The sequence below is a fragment of the Bacteroides sp. AF39-11AC genome, from assembly GCF_003474285.1.
In the GTDB taxonomy this organism is placed as follows: domain Bacteria; phylum Bacteroidota; class Bacteroidia; order Bacteroidales; family Bacteroidaceae; genus Bacteroides.
Genome location: NZ_QROH01000001.1, coordinates 807180 through 824935 on the forward strand (window position 1 = coordinate 807180; position 17756 = coordinate 824935).

The 17756-nt window shown below is 45.1% G+C and carries 13 protein-coding genes; 7 read left to right on the forward strand and 6 right to left on the reverse strand.

From position 1 onward, the window contains the following. Positions 1–66: 66 nt before the first annotated feature. The gene (locus tag DW036_RS02680) at positions 67–237 is read right to left on the reverse strand and encodes a DUF362 domain-containing protein (RefSeq protein ID WP_007211130.1); all 171 of its coding nucleotides are present in this window, start codon (positions 235–237) and stop codon (positions 67–69) included. 174 nt (positions 238–411) lie between these two features. Here DW036_RS02680 and DW036_RS02685 point away from each other — a divergent pair, with 174 nt between their 5' ends. Next, complete coding sequence (locus DW036_RS02685) at positions 412–1113, forward strand: porin family protein (protein WP_118461093.1); 702 nt, start codon at positions 412–414, stop codon at positions 1111–1113. Positions 1114–1116: 3 nt separating this feature from the next. Here DW036_RS02685 and DW036_RS02690 read toward each other — a convergent pair whose 3' ends face one another. The 3 genes from DW036_RS02690 to DW036_RS02700 all read right to left on the reverse strand — a co-directional run bounded on the left by DW036_RS02690 (position 1117) and on the right by DW036_RS02700 (position 6894). Continuing rightward, on the reverse strand, positions 1117–3063 hold the full coding sequence (locus tag DW036_RS02690; protein ID WP_118461095.1) for a HAMP domain-containing sensor histidine kinase: 1947 nt from the start codon (positions 3061–3063) through the stop codon (positions 1117–1119). A gap of 2 nt (positions 3064–3065) precedes the next feature. Beyond that, positions 3066–4937 (reverse strand): ATP-binding protein, encoded by a 1872-nt coding sequence (locus DW036_RS02695; RefSeq protein ID WP_118461097.1) that lies wholly within the window; start codon positions 4935–4937, stop codon positions 3066–3068. A 103-nt stretch (positions 4938–5040) separates the two neighbouring features. After that, the gene (locus tag DW036_RS02700; RefSeq protein WP_118461099.1) at positions 5041–6894 is read right to left on the reverse strand and encodes a DNA polymerase III subunit gamma/tau; all 1854 of its coding nucleotides are present in this window, start codon (positions 6892–6894) and stop codon (positions 5041–5043) included. A gap of 148 nt (positions 6895–7042) precedes the next feature. Between DW036_RS02700 and DW036_RS02705 the strand changes: the two genes are divergently transcribed. Together DW036_RS02705 and DW036_RS02710 are read left to right on the forward strand one after the other, a co-directional pair. Further along, the gene (locus tag DW036_RS02705; protein ID WP_022394059.1) at positions 7043–7351 is read left to right on the forward strand and encodes a septum formation initiator family protein; all 309 of its coding nucleotides are present in this window, start codon (positions 7043–7045) and stop codon (positions 7349–7351) included. Then, a complete protein-coding gene (locus DW036_RS02710; RefSeq protein WP_007660214.1) occupies positions 7348–7683 on the forward strand; it encodes a hypothetical protein in 336 nt (111 codons plus the stop codon). The genes DW036_RS02705 and DW036_RS02710 overlap by 4 nt, the downstream gene beginning before the upstream one ends. Before the next feature lie 4 nt (positions 7684–7687). Here the strand turns inward: DW036_RS02710 and DW036_RS02715 are convergent, their stop codons facing one another. Together DW036_RS02715 and DW036_RS02720 are read right to left on the reverse strand one after the other, a co-directional pair. Then, positions 7688–9724 carry a patatin-like phospholipase family protein gene (locus tag DW036_RS02715; protein WP_118461100.1) on the reverse strand — a complete coding sequence of 679 codons (2037 nt, stop codon included), beginning with the start codon at positions 9722–9724 and terminating at the stop codon, positions 7688–7690. A 248-nt stretch (positions 9725–9972) separates the two neighbouring features. Then, a complete protein-coding gene (locus DW036_RS02720) occupies positions 9973–10881 on the reverse strand; it encodes an AraC family transcriptional regulator (protein WP_118461102.1) in 909 nt (302 codons plus the stop codon). A gap of 223 nt (positions 10882–11104) precedes the next feature. Between DW036_RS02720 and DW036_RS02730 the strand changes: the two genes are divergently transcribed. From DW036_RS02730 to DW036_RS02745, 4 genes are all read left to right on the forward strand, one after another. Next, entirely contained in the window at positions 11105–12208 is a 1104-nt protein-coding gene (locus DW036_RS02730) for an efflux RND transporter periplasmic adaptor subunit (protein WP_118461104.1), read from the forward strand. A 14-nt stretch (positions 12209–12222) separates the two neighbouring features. Next, positions 12223–15402, forward strand: coding sequence for an efflux RND transporter permease subunit (locus DW036_RS02735; protein ID WP_118461106.1), 3180 nt, complete (start codon positions 12223–12225; stop codon positions 15400–15402). 131 nt (positions 15403–15533) lie between these two features. Next, complete coding sequence (locus tag DW036_RS02740) at positions 15534–16898, forward strand: TolC family protein (protein ID WP_118461108.1); 1365 nt, start codon at positions 15534–15536, stop codon at positions 16896–16898. Positions 16899–17321: 423 nt separating this feature from the next. Next, positions 17322–17645, forward strand: coding sequence for a hypothetical protein (locus tag DW036_RS02745; RefSeq protein ID WP_118461110.1), 324 nt, complete (start codon positions 17322–17324; stop codon positions 17643–17645). The last annotated feature ends 111 nt before the right edge of the window (positions 17646–17756 follow it).

A 17756-nucleotide genomic window follows, 5' to 3' on the forward strand; every position in this document is an offset into this window, starting at 1 on the left:
TATATAAATGAGAAAGCCCGGCTTCATAATTGAAACCGGGCTTTTCTTTTTCTTTGAGTGTTGTTATTATTCTGCTGGGTGAATTGCTTCAGACGGACAAACATCAGCACAAGTACCACAATCTGTGCAAGTTTCAGGGTCGATAGCGTAGATATCACCTTCAGAGATAGCTCCTACCGGACATTCGTCAATACAAGTACCACAAGCAACACAACTGTCATTAATTACGTAAGCCATTTTCTTCAAATTTTAAATTATTAGTACTAATTAGTTCGGCAAAAATAGCAGTTTTCTTGATTAGTTGTTACCAATCATGTTTAAATTCCCTTAATTTGTACCTTGTCTAAATAATAGAGAAGAGAAAATGGGGGGATATGTGCAATAAAATGTCACTTTTACCGTTTTAGGATTGTGAAGCGCATTTGTCTGATAATCCTTACTTTACTCCTTGCTTTCGGTGCTTCGGCACAGAAGCGGAAGGTGCAAAATCGCCCGTATATCGACCAGCGAAAGTGGCACTATGGTTTTTTAGCGGGTATCCATGTGCAAGACTATAAATTGGTGAATACGGGCTATGTGACGGAAGATGGCCAGACTTGGTTTGCAGATGTTCCTGAGTATTCTCCCGGATTTACGGTGGGAGTGTTGGGCGAACTGTATCTGAATACTTTCCTTTCCCTGCGTTTTATTCCAACACTGCATTTTGGAGATAAGAAAGTCGTGTTCCGCGAACAAGCCAGTAGTGAGGAGTATTCCCAATCCATGAAGTCTGCCTACCTTTCGGTTCCGATAGATTTGAAGTTTGCTGCTGAGCGTTTCAATAACTACCGCCCCTATGTGGTGGCAGGTGTTGCTCCTACTTACGACTTCAGTGTGAAGAAACAGGGAGCCTTATTGGTAAAGCCTTTCGATTGCTATGTGGAAGTGGGTTTGGGATGCGATTTTTACTTACCCTATTTCAAGTTAATACCCGAGCTGAAATTTTGTTTCGGTCTGGCAAATCTGATTAAGAAAGAACGTAAGGACCTTACAGATCAATCGTTATTGAAGTTTACACAATCTGTTGATAAAATCACTTCACGTATGATAGTGCTCACTTTCTACTTTGAGTAGACGCTATTCCTTATAGGAAATAGTAAATGTAATAGGGGTACCTTCTTCTTCGCTTATTACGAAACTCCCACCAAAGTGCTCAAATAGCAACTGATTAATCTTAAGTCGTATGGAGACCTGTTGAGATGAAAATGCAGGATCTGCTAACGGACTATTGATAATATGGAAGATCAGCAATTCATTTCTTTCATCCCTTTCCAGTCTCATCTTTACTTCGCGGTCGGTATCATTGGGCACAGGATAGAGTAACATATTTATCACTGCCTGGTTGAAGCGATTGGCATCCATTCTGAGTACCTGGCTTTCCACATCCGTTTCCAGTTGGGCGTGGATATGTCCGTCACTATTCATCCGGGCCATACCTACCAGGTCGCTACACATTTCCCGTATCTCGCATTCCTGTATCTGGAACTTCATCATTTTGGCTTCCAGACGTGAGAGATCGAGTACATCGTTTACCAGCTGAATCAGTTCGGTAGAATTGGTCTGGATAATTTCGGAATATTCCTGTTTTTCTTTTTCATCCAGCCCCATATCCGTAGAGAGCAGTTGAGAAAATCCCACCACATTGTTTAGTGGAATGCGAATGTTATAACTCATATTCGCAAGGAAGCGACTTTTTACCTCATTTGCTTCTTCTGCAACCTGATTCAACCGGGCGGCTTCTTTGGCATCTCTTTGTAACCGTTTCCGACTGAGATACATGTTGACTACAAAAGTAATAAGAGCCAGTAGGGCTGTTCCAATTACAGCCAGAAAGATAATATGAACTTTTGCATGCCATCGCTCCCTCTGTAACAGAAGTTTGTCCATGTCATACAAACTTTGTATCTGTTCCATTTGTGTGTGCGACAGATTTCTGTAGAGTGAGTCCTTATCACGCATCACTTTTTTATAGATGTCAAGAGATTCGTTTGCCCGTCCCATGTCTACCAATATATCTGCCTTCATGGCAGTGTACAAGATTACATCCGGGAAAGACATTTGCTTTACCAAGCGAATCGCATCATCCAGATATTCCAGTGATTTCTTGTAATCCTTTAGCGAACGGTGATATTCTGCATAGGCTTGCAAGCGGGAGATCTGATAGGGCAGGAAAGTGTTGGGAGTATAATACTCATCCACTTTCTGCAAGTGTTCCCATGCTTTCTTCATATCCTTTGTGCGGATATAGTAAAGGGCATATTGGGTTTCTATCCCCATGTATAATGCAGAATATGCGTTTTGTAGTGCGGGATTAGCAGTTATCAGTTCGTTTATGGCTGTTTGCATCTGTTCCAGAGAAGAGAACATCTTGTCATTTTCGTGCAGGAACGAATAAATCAAGATAGCTTTGGACAGCAAACTGATCTTATCCATCGGACTATCTTGCGGACTCATCAGTTGGAAAGCCTCCTCTAATGCTTGTATTCCTTCTTCATAGCGTAGTGTCGCTATGTAACTGGTCATCAGACAGAGACATGCTTCCCGCATACCATTTCGGTCGTTCAGTTTCTTAGCTTTCTCGTACATGATCTTTGCTTCATAGATGGCAAATTCTATCTGCTGGTTGATCGTGTACATTTCTATCTGCAACTTCTTAGCTTTGAAGTAGTCATTGTAATAGTTATGCTTCTCTGCCAGGTTTTCCATTCTGCCCATCCATTGCGTGACGCGCTCCAAGTCCAGTTTGTTGAAGAAGTAGATGATATGTTCGTAGGTGGCAAGACTTTGATATCGCAGATTGTTCTGCGCGGTCGCTTCTTGCAACAATATGTTTTCATAATAAAGGAATACCGGTGTCTGCTGGTCCAACCGGGCAATATCATGCAGCACGTCCAATCGGGTAGAATCGTGTGGAGCAGAGACATAAATGCGTAACAGGCTGTCTTTTACAACCGTACTTCCAGCATTGGCTGATAATAAGCCGGAACTAAAAGCCAGGCATAGTATGATCCACCGCTTCATCATGATTAATCCTCCTTCTTTGAGTTACTGTGTGTCTGGTGTATTGGATGTGTGAAAACAAAACGGGAACCTCCTGTATAGTCTGGATCAATCCATATTTTACCACCGATATGCTCAATAATTAGCTGACAGATAGATAAGCCAAGTCCACTTCCTTGCGCATTTTCATCCAATTTTTCAAAACGCTGGAATATGCTTGCCTGTTTTTCTTTCGGAATACCGCAACCGGTATCCGTTACAGAGAACAAAGCCATCTCTTCCGATTGCTTCTCCAATTTTAGCGTGATACTACCGTCAGGGGTAAATTTGGTTGCATTGATCAGCAGATTTATCAGCACTTGTTGCAGGCGTGAATCATCTGTTTCAATGTATAATTCTTCCAGTGATGTTTCAAACAATAATTCTGCTTGAGTCTGTTTTACTTTACCTACGGTGTCGGTCACATTCCGGCAAGTTGCCACAGCATCATGCACGGCTATGCTGAATTGCATTTTTCCAAATTCCAGACTCGACAAGTCGATCACATCATTAATCAGTTTCAGCAGAAGCTCGGAGTTCTGTTGGATGATGTCGGTGCATTGTCTCCGGGTAGAGTCATCTAAGCCCTCTTCCGTCAGTAATGCAGAAAAGCCGGACAGAGCATTGAGAGGGGTTCGTATCTCGTGGCTCATATTTGATAAGAATATGCTCTTGGCACGTGTTGCATTTTCAGCATTATGACGCAATTGTTCCAGAGTTTCCGTAGACATTACTACTACTTTCTTCTGTCTTCTAAGCCAGATGGCAAGCATAGAGATGAAAGTCAGTAATCCTAATCCGATGAAGATAAGAACAACAACCATCTTGTTCTGCTGTGCCTTGTTTTCCAGTTCTATCTCATCAACCTGATAAGTAGCTTTCAGGGCATTAATCTGCCGGATGTAGCTTTTCGATGCAAGGGTATCAGTAGCACTGTATAGTTCCTTATAAATCTGGCAAGCTTCATCAAAGCGCCCCAGTAGTTTATATAAATAGATCTTTTCCGCACAAATCCAGCGGTACTCCAGCGAGCGTTTATTATTGGATACCACTTCCAGGAGTTGGTTATAAAGTGCCAATGCTTCATCAGCCTTCTCTTTGTCGTGGTAATCGGCAGCCAATGCCCGATAACAGGCAGCAGTGTAATAGTTGATGGAAAACTCATGGGCTATTTCATGAGTATGGTTTTTGTAAATCGAGTCTGCCCGGTGCAGATACTGGAGCGCAGTATCCTGGTCTCCCGATGAGATGTAATAAGTTGCATTTTCTATAAGTATGGGGATGGCAAGCGGATGTTCCGGATTCTGTTCAAGAAGCGGATTCAGCTTCTTTACATATTCCATGGCTTCTTCCAGGCGATTCATTTGCTGTAGTTGCGTGGAGATTTTCACCAATAACCGGTGGGTTTGCGGGTTGTTTTCAGGCAGATAACGCAGTGCATCCATATAAGAGATCAAAGCTTTATCCTGTATGTTAGAGGCTGAATAAGCTTGCCCGACAGCCTGGTTGGAAAGAGCGATACCGAAGTTGGATTTTATATCTTTAGCATATTTGTACATTAATCGTGCCCGGTCTATTGCCAGGCTGAGGTCTCCTCGCATGATATATGCATTCACTTCCCACAGAACTAAAGTGAAGTAAGCTTCTTCCGTTTTGGGAGATTTCAGTGTGGGAGCCAGTTCATCGGTCCATGATATAATGCTGTCTATCGGTATGTTGGCATCATAAGGTACCTCTTTGGTTATGAGAGATTGCAAAGCAGCCAGACGTTCTTTGTCTGTACTGGTGGCGTGTGTTCCTGCTGCAAAAGAGAAGAGCAAAAAGCCTGTTACTGCTGATATTATCGCAATTTTCCTCAAAGTAAAAGATATTTTTTTGTTAGTTCATCCGCAAATGTAATGATAAAACTAAAAAAACAAAAGTATTTATTGGATAAAAAATGCAATTGCTTAATTATAATCATCAATAAAGCTCTAAACCAAATTCTTCTTTCAATAGCATTAAGGCATTATTCTTTTGTGCCATCAACTGGAATTTTTCCACACGGCTGTATGCACGCACTTTTTCAGTGGGGGCACTGACGCGGACAGTCATCGTTGCCTTGCTGTTTTTCAGTCGTTTGCGCAAGTAGCCTTGCAGGGTAGGGATCAGGTCTGTGAATTCTTTGGCTGCAATATCATTTTCCACTACGGCCTCAAATGTAGTTGCATTCAGCATTGTCAGGCGAATAACCTGCATACGCTTGGCAAGGGCGGTTTGCTCTTGGGGCAAGCGTCCGGCGTACTCCTGCCAATAGTAGTTGACATCCTTTTCATTGAAGATAAAATCTTCTTCAGGCTGTGCATTTTGCTGTACTGCTGATGCTGCAGCTTGTTTTTTTTCTTCTTCTTCACCCCGTGGATGCTTGATTGAGACTCCCAAACCGGACATCTTCATAACGGGGATTTTCTTTTCCTCTTTTCCTTGGGCCATTAATACGGCAGTAGGAGTGGGGCGCATGGCAGCTGTTTGCGAGCCAAAAGGCTGTTGGACTTGCGGAGATACAGGGGCAGCCTGGGCTGCAGGAGCTTGTTGCACCGGCTGGGGTTGTGCCGGAGCGGCAGTTGTTGCTTGCGGTTGAGGCATAGCATGTGCGGCCTGTGGCTGCTGAGCGGCGGCAGGCTGCGAGAATATGGGTTTGATAGATTGTTTAGGGCCACGCCCACCACTGGCGTCGTCCACCTCGGCGGTAAGCTGGGCAATCTGTATCAGAGTCAGTTCCACCAGTAACCGCTTGTTTTTACTGGCGCGGTAATTTAAATCGCAATCATTACAAAGCTTCATAGCGCGATACAGGAAAGGCAGCGGACATTTCTGTGCTTGTGCCTGGTAGCGCTCCCGGATGCTGGCACCCACTTCAAGTAGTGACAGGGTGGCGGGATCTTTACTCACAAGTAAATCACGGAAGTGGGATGACAATCCTGTTACGAAATGGCTGGCATCGAAACCTTTATTCAGCACATCATTCAGTAACAGCAATGCGTCGCTGATCTGGTTTGCCAGAAAATGATCCGTCAAGCGGAAATAATATTCGTAGTCCAGTACATTCAGGTTCTCAATTACACTTTTGTAACTGATGTGCCCACCGGTGAAGCTGACTACCTGGTCGAAAATAGACAAAGCATCACGCATACCCCCATCAGCTTTCAGTGCTATGACATTCAAGGCTTCCGGTTCGGCAGTAATTCCTTCTTTTGAAGCGACATATGCCAGATGGGCAACCGTATCATCTACATTGATGCGGTTAAAGTCATATATCTGGCAACGGGACAAGATAGTAGGCAGAATCTTGTGCTTTTCTGTAGTTGCCAGGATAAAGATGGCATGACGGGGGGGCTCTTCCAGCGTTTTCAGGAAAGCGTTGAAAGCCGAAGCGGACAACATATGTACCTCGTCGATGATATATACTTTATATTTTCCTATCTGGGGCGGAATACGCACCTGTTCCACCAGTTGGCGGATATCGTCAACGGAGTTGTTGGATGCGGCATCCAGTTCATGGATGTTGTATGACCGCTGTTCGTTGAACGCTGTACACGATTCACATTGGTTGCACGCTTCGCCTTCTGCAGTAGGACTCATACAGTTGATGGTCTTGGCGAAGATGCGGGCGCAAGTAGTCTTTCCCACACCGCGCGGACCGCAGAACAGGTAGGCATGTGCCAGTTTGCCGGTAGCGATGGCATTCTTCAGCGTAGTGGTCAGGGCACGTTGTCCCACTACCGACTCAAAGGTCGTAGGGCGATATTTTCGTGCCGATACGATATAATTTTCCATGATTTGGGATATTCTTGTCCATTACAATTTGTGCAAATGTACATAAAAAAAAGGAATTTCTCAGTTATTCCTCTTATCTTTGTAGGCGAAGAATCCCCTCCCGGTTTCTTTTTAATTATTAATTCTTTAATTATTAATTTGTTTATCAATGGATAAATTAGCGACACTTTGGGCTTTTGTCCGCAGACGTAAATACTTGATTACGTTTGTTGCATTTGTAGTGGTTGTAGGTTTTCTGGATGAAAACAGCATCGTGCGCCGTATGGGTTATGCGAATGAAATCAGTCGCCTGAATTCTGAGATTGAGAAATACCGGGCGGAATATGAAGAGAACACAGAGCGGCTGAACGAGCTGGCTGTAGATTCCGGTGCCATCGAGCGTATTGCGCGTGAGAAGTACCTGATGAAGAAACCGAATGAGGATATTTACGTATTTGAAGAAGACATCGAAAAATGAAATCCCTGATACCTGCTTTGTTTACTGTAGGCGCTTTGATGGTGCTGTTTGGTGCTGCCGTCTACATCACCGGCTGGGAGGTTGCTCCCTATGTTTATACAATCGGTGCCACTATGGTGGCATTGGCCCAGATTAATTCTCCTTCCAAGAGTAGTAGGGCCAATGTAAAACGCCTCCGCCGCCAGCAGATTTTCGGTGCGTTGCTGTTGGTGCTCACCGGCGCATTTATGTTCTTCACTCACGGAAATGAGTGGATTGTATGTCTGACGGTTGCCGCCATACTTGAACTATATACTGCTATCCGTATTCCACAGGAGGAGGCTAAAGAATAATATATTAGAAAGTAAATCCCACTCCGATATAGTATCCCAGCTTCTTGGACTGATTCGAATAGTTAAGTTCCGCTTCGATGGGTCCTATAATGCTGTTGTAGCAATATCCTATGCTGCCTCCCGCCAATCCATGGGTATTTGTTCCACCAAACAGATTTTCTATTTTGTTGGCAGTCCGTCCGTAACTGCCCCGCACTACGATGTACTGGTTCTTGTAAGTCCGTGCTCTGACTCCCAACATGCCCGTTAGTATAGCATCCGGACTTATCTCTATGTGGTTGATACCGGTGAAAGGTATTTGCTGCTCCATGTATCTTCCCGGTACATTTCCACCTACAAAGTTCGATATCGCCAGCGATTGCGTATTTTTTCCGACTACCCTGCCATATACCGACGGCATGATGGTAAATATCCGGTTCGGTGAGAAATATCCACTCCAATGTGTTTGAAATACCGATATGGGACTACCCGAACCGTAAGCTATCATGTTATCCGTATAGAGCCTGTACGATGCTTCCCATTCCATTCCCTGCGTAGAGAACCGTTGGTTATTCAGACTATTGTACATGACACTGGCCTGATAACTGAGCAAAGCCTTGTCACTTGATTTGGTGATAGAGATATCCGGCCCCGACGGCCAGTCGTGATAATTATACTTCTCAAAATGAATACCTGCCTTGACGAGCAACCTGCACCAGCTTTTCGTAAATCCTATCCAAGCCGTGTGATGCACATAAGTTAGATTCATCAGCCGGTCACCTTCTTTATAAAGATTGAAGTCATTATATCCTATCTGATATCCTGTATTGAGATCCCAATTATTACGTAGTGAGTACGTGTATTCCAGTTGTCCGAAAGTCCGCTTACCCAGCCGGGTAGTGGCGCTTAGTTGCGATTTCTTCTGTCTCCCAAGATACGCCCTTGCATTTAGTAACAACACGGCTAACTCCTCATTATCAAACCTGCCTCCTATATTTATAGTATTTACAGGTTTCTCATTCGGAGTAATTTGTGCTACGGACGGTATTGTATCCAGCATGGTGCGCGTTGGTATTTTGAAAGGACCGGGATATTCTGCGCGATAATCCGCACCGATACCAATTTCCTTTTTCAGTGCAATCAGTTTTTCCCAATCTTTCATGGCGGCCTCTTTGCCCCTGCGCATCAATGTGTCCAATGCTTCATGGTTGAAGCTTGCTGCCGAGTACCCATCCACATCTACCTGGATGTGAATATTACTATCCTCTACATTTTTCCTGTAGCTCTCTTCTCCTACCAGGTTTATGATTTGTCCCAGCACGCTCGAGAGGCTTGTCAGCTCATCCGCTTTCATTAATGGATTCTGTACATCGACTCCGATAATAATTTCCGCTCCCATTTGCCGGGCTATATCTACGGGGTAATTATCTATCAGTCCGCCGTCTACCAGCACTTTGCCATTGAGATAAACCGGGGCAAATACTCCCGGAATAGACATGCTGGCACGCATTGCAGTGGCCAGTATACCGTTGTGGAAAACGACCTTGCTGCCATTTACTATGTTGTCCGATACGCAAGCAAATGGGATGGGGAGCCGGTTGAAAGAGATAGAGTCATGATACCCCACTGTCAATTCGGAAAACAACCGTGATATGTTTCTTCCTTTTATAATCCCTGCATCAGATACATGCGCCGATTTTCCGGTAATTGGAACAGAGAGCAAGTACTGTTCTTCCTTTAGCTTTTCGCTCAGCAATGTAGTTTCCGGATCGGGGGTATCAGACAGCAGAAACTTCCAGTTTTGCGCATTGACAATGCTGTCCAATTGCTGTGGGGTGTAGCCGATAGAGTATAGCCCGCCGACGAGGGCTCCCATACTGGTACCTACTACATAATCTATCGGTATTCCGGCTTCTTCTATCACTTTCAGTGCTCCGATGTGCGCCACTCCTTTGGCACCACCGCCACTTAACACTACTCCGACTTTTTTGCGGTTCTGCGCTCCGAGCGTACAGGCGGAAAGCAGGGCAATTATTAATAAGGACAAAGATTTATATTTCATAATTGGTGATTTGTTACTAATCGTTCAGATAAGTAACAAATAAAGTAGGCAAATGGATTTATATTGATGGGATATGAATAAAGTGATTAGTGTTTAGTGATAAGTGATTAGCACCATTCGGTATATGATTTCAATGGATTCTCTGTACCGGAGACACAACAAATGATGCGGGAACTGTATACCGAATGGTGCTAATCACTTATCACTAAACACTAATCACTCTATTCCTTTCTTTTCCATAATGAATCTCACCCTTCCCTCTCACTCCTATACCGTATCGGTGATGTTCCCAAATGCCCCTTCACATACTTCCCGAAAAAAGATTGATTCGGGAAGTTGAATTCTTCTGCAATTTCTTTGATGGATTTATCCGAATGTTTCAGCCGGTATTTGATGTGTTCTATGGCAGTCTCATTTATCAGGTCCAGCGGAGCCCTGCCGCACGCTTGCTTAATGACCTTTGAAAAATGCTTGGGCGTATAGCAAAGCGCATCGGCAAAGTAAGTCACAGAACGATGCATACCATTATCTTTCGACAGTAATTCCATGAATTTCCGTAGAATATGGTCAGCCTGCTTGATGCCTTCTTTCGAAAACGCTTTCTCTGAGTCGGCAATTTCCTTGTTGAGATAACCCAGCATCTCGCAGAAAAGAGCAGAAAACAGATGTTGTACTACTGCTTTGTGGTAGCAATGAGGCTCATCATTAATCTTTGCCATAATTAGCTCTCCGTAGTATTTAAAAATACTGTTATCATTCTCTCTGCTAATAGATTTTATCGGATTGTTGTGGATATGAATGGCGGTATCCCACGTGTCTTTTTCTACCTTGAGGATACGTTGCAGGAAACGGGTGGAAAACCCTGCAAGCCTTACCTTATATTTAGGACTCATCATTGTATGCCCGATGATGGTATTAGGAAGACCAAGCAGTAAATCGCCCGGCTGCAACTGGTAAGTCTTATTGTTGATGTCCAGTTGAATGCACCCTTCTATACAGATGGCAATGAGGAAACATTCCAATCTGACTACCTCATTACTATAAGGTATTCCATCCAGACTGTTCACTATTGCGAAGTCAGCATCCACATAGTCAAGAATATGCTGACTGTTCTTAAAGTCCTCAATGGTTACGGTCTTAATGTTCTCTTTTTCCATATTATTTCCTTTTTTCTTTTTGCAAAGTTGGTGAATTATGAGGAAAACAGGATGTCCTATTATCCTTTAATTTTGTTCTATATGTTACTTATTGATAGTTGATTAGCCTTGAAAAAGGTAAATAACGAAAAAGGAACATTCTTGGGGGAAAATTGGTCACTATGTCCTTGTTCCTTTCTCCTACATTTGTCCCAGTTTTAATAAATGACAATTAAGAGAAAGTATGATTACAGTGAACAAAAAATGGTTACGGCTGATAGGGATTGTCGGTTGTACAGTGTGGATGGCATCTTGCAAGCAGGCAACAGATGCGGGAGTGAAACCTTCTTATGCAATAATGAAAGTAGAAGCGGCGGATAAGGAGCTTTCCACCTCATATTCGGCTACGATTCGCGGGCGGCAGGATATCGACATCTATCCGCAGGTATCGGGTACTATCGAAAAACTTTGTGTAACCGAAGGACAGACAGTGCGTCGCGGACAATTGCTTTTCGTAATCGATCAGATTCCGTACAGAGCTGCGCTCAAAACTGCCACCGCCAACGTAGAGGCTGCGCGTGCTGCAATGGCTACCGCCGAACTCACCTACAAGAGTAACAAAGAATTGTATGCACAAAAAGTAGTTTCAGAGTTTAGCCTGAAGACGGCAGAGAATACATTCCTCACTGCTAAAGCACAACTGACGCAGGCTGAAGCACAGGAAATAAATGCCCGCAACAACCTTTCATATACTGAAGTGAAAAGCCCCAGTGACGGAGTGGTAGGTGCATTGCCCTATCGTGCCGGTGCATTGGTCAGTGCCAACATACCTTATCCGTTGACTACAGTCAGTGATAACTCGGATATGTATGTCTATTTCTCCATGACTGAAAATCAGTTGCTGGCCCTTACCCGCCAGCATGGCAGCATGGATGAAGCATTGAAGAACATGCCAAAAGTGGAATTGGTATTGAATGATAATTCGGTATATAATAAGAAAGGTATAATAGAATCCATCAGCGGAGTTATCGATCGCCAGACAGGTACTGTAATGGCGCGTGTAGTATTCCCTAATGAATCACGCCTGCTTCATAGCGGAGCATCCGGTACGGTAGTGCTACCGAGCATTTATAAAGATTGTATTGCCATTCCGCAGGGAGCCACTGTGCAAATGCAGGATAAGGTAGTAGTATATAAGGTAGTGGATGGTAAAGCCGTCTCTACGCTGGTCACAGTATCCGGCATCAGCGACGGACGCGAATATGTGGTGCTGAGTGGGCTGAACCCCGGAGATGAAATCGTATCAGAAGGCGCCGGATTGATACGTGAAGGTACACAAGTTAAATAGGAAGAAGATTGATTATGAAAGGAAACATATTTATAAAGCGGCCGGTGATGGCTATATCTATCTCCGTGCTGATTCTGGTCATAGGGCTTATTTCTCTCCTTACGCTGCCGGTAGAGCAGTATCCTGACATTGCGCCTCCTACGGTATATGTAAGTGCCCAATATACGGGTGCCGATGCTGAGGCAGTGATGAACAGCGTTATCATGCCGCTGGAAGAAAGTATCAATGGTGTGGAGAATATGATGTATATCACTTCTACAGCTTCCAATTCCGGTCTGGCTATTATACAAGTTTACTTCAAACAAGGTACCGACCCCGACATGGCGGCGGTAAATGTACAGAACCGTGTGGCCAAGGCGCAGGGATTGTTGCCTGCCGAGGTTACTAAAATCGGTGTAAGTACACAGAAACGTCAGACCAGCTTCCTTCAGATCGGTGCTTTGGTCTGCAACGATGGACGTTACGATCAAACGTTCCTTGCCAACTATCTGGACATTAACGTACTTCCCCAGATTAAACGTATCGAAGGGGTAGGGGACGTTATGGAGTTGGGTGATACCTATAGTATGCGTATCTGGCTGAAGCCGGAGCGGATGGCACAATACAGCCTGGTTCCTTCGGACATAACTGCCGTGTTGGGCGAACAGAATATTGAAGCTCCTACCGGTTCGTTGGGCGAAAGTTCCAAGAATGTGTTCCAGTTTACCATGAAATACCGCGGTCGGTTGAAGAGCGTGGAAGAATTTCAGAATACGGTGATCCGTTCGCAGAGCGACGGTTCTGTACTCCGCCTGAAAGACGTGGCCGATGTGCAACTGGGTACGATGACTTATAGTTTCCGTAGTGAAATGGATAGTAAACCTGCCGTCCTTTACATGGTATTCCAGACAGCAGGTTCCAATGCAACCGCGGTGAATAAAGAAATCACCGCCCAGATGAAGCAAATGGAAAAGAGCCTTCCGGAAGGAACGGAATTTGTCACGATGATGAGCTCGAACGACTTCCTTTTCGCTTCTATCCATAATGTGGTGGAAACACTGATTATTGCTATCCTTTTGGTTATCCTGGTGGTATACTTCTTCTTGCAGGATCTCAAGAGTACGCTCATTCCGTCCATCTCCATCATAGTGTCGCTGGTGGGTACATTTGCCTGCCTGGTGGCTGCCGGATTCAGTCTCAACATCCTGACGCTGTTTGCATTGGTGCTTGCCATCGGTACGGTGGTGGATGATGCCATTGTGGTGGTGGAAGCGGTGCAATCTAAGTTCGATGCCGGATATAAATCGGCTTACCTCGCTACCAAAGATGCGATGGGAGATGTAACGATGGCTATCGTTTCCTGTACCTGTGTGTTCATGGCTGTGTTTATTCCTGTGACGTTCATGGGTGGAACTTCCGGTGTATTCTATACACAGTTTGGTATCACGATGGCAACTGCCGTAGGTATCTCTATGATTTCGGCTCTGACGCTGTGTCCGGCTCTGTGTGCCATCATGATGCGCCCGTCGGACGGAACCAAGAGTTCCAAGAGTATCAACGGCCGGGTGCGTGCAGCTTACAATGCTTCATTCAATGCCGTGCTGGGTAAATATAAGAAAGGTGTGATGTACTTCATCCGTCACCGCTGGATGGTGTGGACTGCATTGGTAGCTGCTGTTGTATTGCTGGTTTACCTGATGAGTACTACTAAGACAGGACTTGTTCCGCAGGAAGACCAGGGCGTCATCATGGTGAACGTCAGCATCTCTCCGGGAAGCACGCTCGATGAAACAACGAAAGTAATGGATAAGCTCGAAGGTATTCTTCAGGATACGCCCGAAATAGAACATTATGCCCGCGTAGCCGGCTATGGACTTATATCCGGCCAGGGAACTTCTTACGGTACCATTATTATCCGTCTGAAGGATTGGAGCGAACGAAAAGGGAAAGATCATAGTTCGGATGCAGTGGTTGCCCGTCTCAATGGGCAGTTCTACGGTATCAAGGAAGCACAGATATTCAGTTTCCAGCCGGGTATGATTCCGGGTTATGGTATGGGTAACTCTATCGAGCTGAACCTTCAGGATAGGACCGGTGGCGATATGGCAACGTTCTACCAGGCGGTAATAGACTATTTGGGTGCCTTGAACCAGCGTCCCGAAGTAGATATGGCTTATACCGCTTACGCCATTAACTTCCCGCAGGTATCGGTAGAAGTCGATGCAGCCAAATGTAAGCGTGCAGGTATTTCTCCGGGTGCAGTACTCGATGCATTGGGCAGCTACTGTGGTGGTGCATACATTTCCAACTATAACCAGTTTGGTAAAGTGTATCGTGTGATGATGCAGGCTTCACCTGAGTATCGCCTGGACGAGCAGTCATTGGACAACATGTTTGTACGCAATGGCGCAGAAATGGCTCCGGTAAGTCAGTTTGTGACGCTGAAGAAAGTGTTGGGACCGGAAACGACCAACCGTTTCAACCTCTACAGCTCCATTGCAGCCAATGTGAACCCTGCCGAAGGTTACTCTTCGGGTGAAGTGCAGAAGGCGATTGAAGAAGTGGCTGAACAGGTTCTGCCTACGGGCTACGGATATGAATACGGAGGTATGGCTCGTGAAGAAGCAAGTACCGGTGGCGGACAGACGATTTTCATCTATGCCATTTGTATATTCCTTATTTATCTGATTCTGGCATGTCTTTACGAGAGCTTCCTGGTACCGTTTGCCGTTATCTTCTCTGTGCCATTCGGACTGATGGGGTCATTCCTCTTTGCCAAGTTCCTCGGACTGGAAAACAACATTTATCTGCAGACGGGTGTGATTATGTTGATCGGTCTACTGGCTAAGACGGCTATCCTGATTACGGAATACGCTATAGAGCGCCGTCGTAAGGGCATGGGTATTGTAGAGTCTGCCTATTCTGCTGCACAAGTCCGTTTGCGCCCCATCCTGATGACGGTGTTGACGATGGTGTTCGGTATGCTTCCGCTGATGTTCTCTTCCGGTGCGGGTGCCAATGGTAACAGTTCGCTGGGTACGGGCGTCGTAGGCGGTATGGTGGTCGGAACACTGGCATTGCTCTTCGTGGTTCCTGTGTTCTACATCATCTTTGAGTTCTTGCAGGAGAAAATCCGTCCGCCGATGGAAGAAGAAGCAGACGTGCAAGTATTGCTTGAAAAGGAGAAGAGTGAAGCTGAACGAAGTGGTAAATAAATGAAAGGAGGAATGATGTATCAAGGTGAAATATTCTGGATAGAGCAGGTGGTGGCATATTGCATTGCCTTGATTTTATGGTGCATTATTGATAAGATCAATTCTCGGAAACATATTAAAGATACTGAAGAATGAAAAAACAAATCATCACATTAGCTGTCACCGGCCTGCTGCTGAGCGGTTGTGGCATCTATACCAAATACAAGCCCACTACTTCTGTCCCCGACCTGCTTTATGGTGGGGAAGTAGTGGCCGAAGACACTGCCAGTCTGGGTAATATGGATTGGCGGGAGCTCTTTACCGATCCTCATTTGCAATCCCTCATCGAGCAGGGATTGCAGAATAACACCGACTATCAGTCTGCCGAGCTTCGCGTAGAAGAGGCACAGGCAACGCTGATGTCTGCCAAGCTTGCTTTCCTACCTGCCTTTGCTCTTGCTCCGCAGGGCACTGTGAGCAGCTTCGATACGCATAAGGCTACACAGACTTATTCACTGCCCGTTACTGCCAGTTGGGAGCTGGATGTTTTCGGCCGTATGCGCAATGCCAAGAAGCAGTCCAAGGCATTGTATGCCCAGAGCCAGGACTACCGCCAGGCTGTGCGTACCCAATTGATTGCAGGAATAGCCAATACTTACTATACGCTGTTGATGCTGGACGAGCAACTCGCCATCTCCCGGCAGACGGAAGAGGCATGGAAAGAAACCGTGGCATCCACTCGTGCCTTGATGAACGCCGGAATGGCGAATGAATCGGCTGTATCGCAGATGGAAGCTACTTACTATCAGGTACAAGGCTCTGTGCTCGACTTGCAGAAGCAGATCAGCCAGACCGAGAACAGCCTTGCCCTTTTGCTTGCCGAAACGCCCCGCCACTACGAGCGTGGCAGTTTGCGGCGACAGCAATTCCCCACCCACTTTTCGGTAGGAATTCCGGTGCAGATGCTTTCCGGTCGGCCCGATGTCCGCAGTGCCGAGCGTTCGCTCGAAGCGGCCTTCTATGGCACGAATCAGGCTCGTTCCGCTTTCTATCCTTCCATTACTTTAAGTGGTAGTGCCGGCTGGACAAACTCGGCGGGGACCATGATTCTCAATCCGGGCAAGTTTCTGGCATCTGCTGTGGGGTCATTGACGCAGCCGCTTTTCAATCGGGGGCAGGTTGTGGCTCAATACCGCATTGCCCGTGCACGGCAGGAAGAGGCTGCACTTGGTTTCCAGCAGAGCTTGCTCAATGCAGGCAGTGAGGTGAACGATGCCTTGACGGCTTACCAGACCAGCCAGGGGAAGAAGCTCCTGCTGGATAAACAGGTGGCTTCCCTGCAAACTGCCCTGAGGAGTACTTCTCTGCTCATGGAGCACGGCAATACCACCTATCTGGAAGTGCTTACGGCCCGGCAGACTTTACTAAATGCGCAACTGTCGCAAACTGCCAATCATTTTACCGAAATACAAAGCTTAATTAATCTGTTCCAAGCATTGGGAGGAGGACAAGACTAAATCTCTGTATTATACTCTCTTTCTGTTACATTACTTCTATGAAAGAAGAGTCGCCCGGAAGGTGTTCCGTGGCGGCTCTTTGTTTTTTGATTTTTACTTTGACACACTCTTTTTAAGCATTTTCTTTCTTTATATATGCTTACAGCATTTTTGGATGTTTATCCTATAAAATTACGATCTATCTGCTACTGTCCTATTCTAAATATTTATATAAACAAGGTTCGTGCGTATACACGTACCTTATTATCTATTCTTCTTTTTTTATTGTCAGTGTTTTGCAAGGTGAAAAAACTGAGTATAAAATCCTGCGAAATTACGATATTCCGGTGAAGTATTACTAATTTTGTATTCGATATGTTATCATATTATAAATAAACAATTTTCAAATAATAGAATTATGGTCAAAAAAACATTATTGAAGATGTGAAACTTTTCCGTGGTAAAGGTTTCCATGTTGTTTTTGAGAATGAGAGTGAAGAATTGAGTCGCGCAATGGAGTGCTTATTGCAGTGTCACAGTTGTTTACGCGTGGAGTATGAAGAACGTATACTTTTCTTGACTCCTTTCGTACATCTGCTGGTCAGCAGGAATGAGGGGGCAAGACTGCATGGATTTCGTGCACTTGCCAATACCCTGCATCTGCTTATAGATTTCATGGATGCGGATGGAAGTGGACATATGTTAAGTGCCAGAAGTATTGAAAAAGAGCTATATATGCTGTGCTCTGAGTTATATCCGAAGGACTAATTCCTGTTTCCTTTTTTGATTTCCAAATAATACAAAAACGGCTTTTTTCGCGAAAAGCCGTTTTTGGTATATTGGTATATATGTCGGATCTTTGCAGAGTCAAAAAGATAA

Bases quoted from the DNA above. Each gene is read 5' to 3' on its own strand.
- DW036_RS02710 (WP_007660214.1), top strand. From the start codon at position 7,348: ATGAAATCCCTGATACCTGCTTTGTTTACTGTAGGCGCTTTGATGGTG.
- DW036_RS02715 (WP_118461100.1), bottom strand. From the start codon at position 9,724: ATGAAATATAAATCTTTGTCCTTATTAATAATTGCCCTGCTTTCCGCC.
- DW036_RS02705 (WP_022394059.1), top strand. From the start codon at position 7,043: ATGGATAAATTAGCGACACTTTGGGCTTTTGTCCGCAGACGTAAATAC.
- DW036_RS02735 (WP_118461106.1), top strand. From the start codon at position 12,223: ATGAAAGGAAACATATTTATAAAGCGGCCGGTGATGGCTATATCTATC.
- DW036_RS02690 (WP_118461095.1), bottom strand. From the start codon at position 3,063: ATGATGAAGCGGTGGATCATACTATGCCTGGCTTTTAGTTCCGGCTTA.
- DW036_RS02700 (WP_118461099.1), bottom strand. From the start codon at position 6,894: ATGGAAAATTATATCGTATCGGCACGAAAATATCGCCCTACGACCTTT.
- DW036_RS02680 (WP_007211130.1), bottom strand. From the start codon at position 237: ATGGCTTACGTAATTAATGACAGTTGTGTTGCTTGTGGTACTTGTATT.
- DW036_RS02720 (WP_118461102.1), bottom strand. From the start codon at position 10,881: ATGGAAAAAGAGAACATTAAGACCGTAACCATTGAGGACTTTAAGAAC.
- DW036_RS02730 (WP_118461104.1), top strand. From the start codon at position 11,105: ATGATTACAGTGAACAAAAAATGGTTACGGCTGATAGGGATTGTCGGT.
- DW036_RS02740 (WP_118461108.1), top strand. From the start codon at position 15,534: ATGAAAAAACAAATCATCACATTAGCTGTCACCGGCCTGCTGCTGAGC.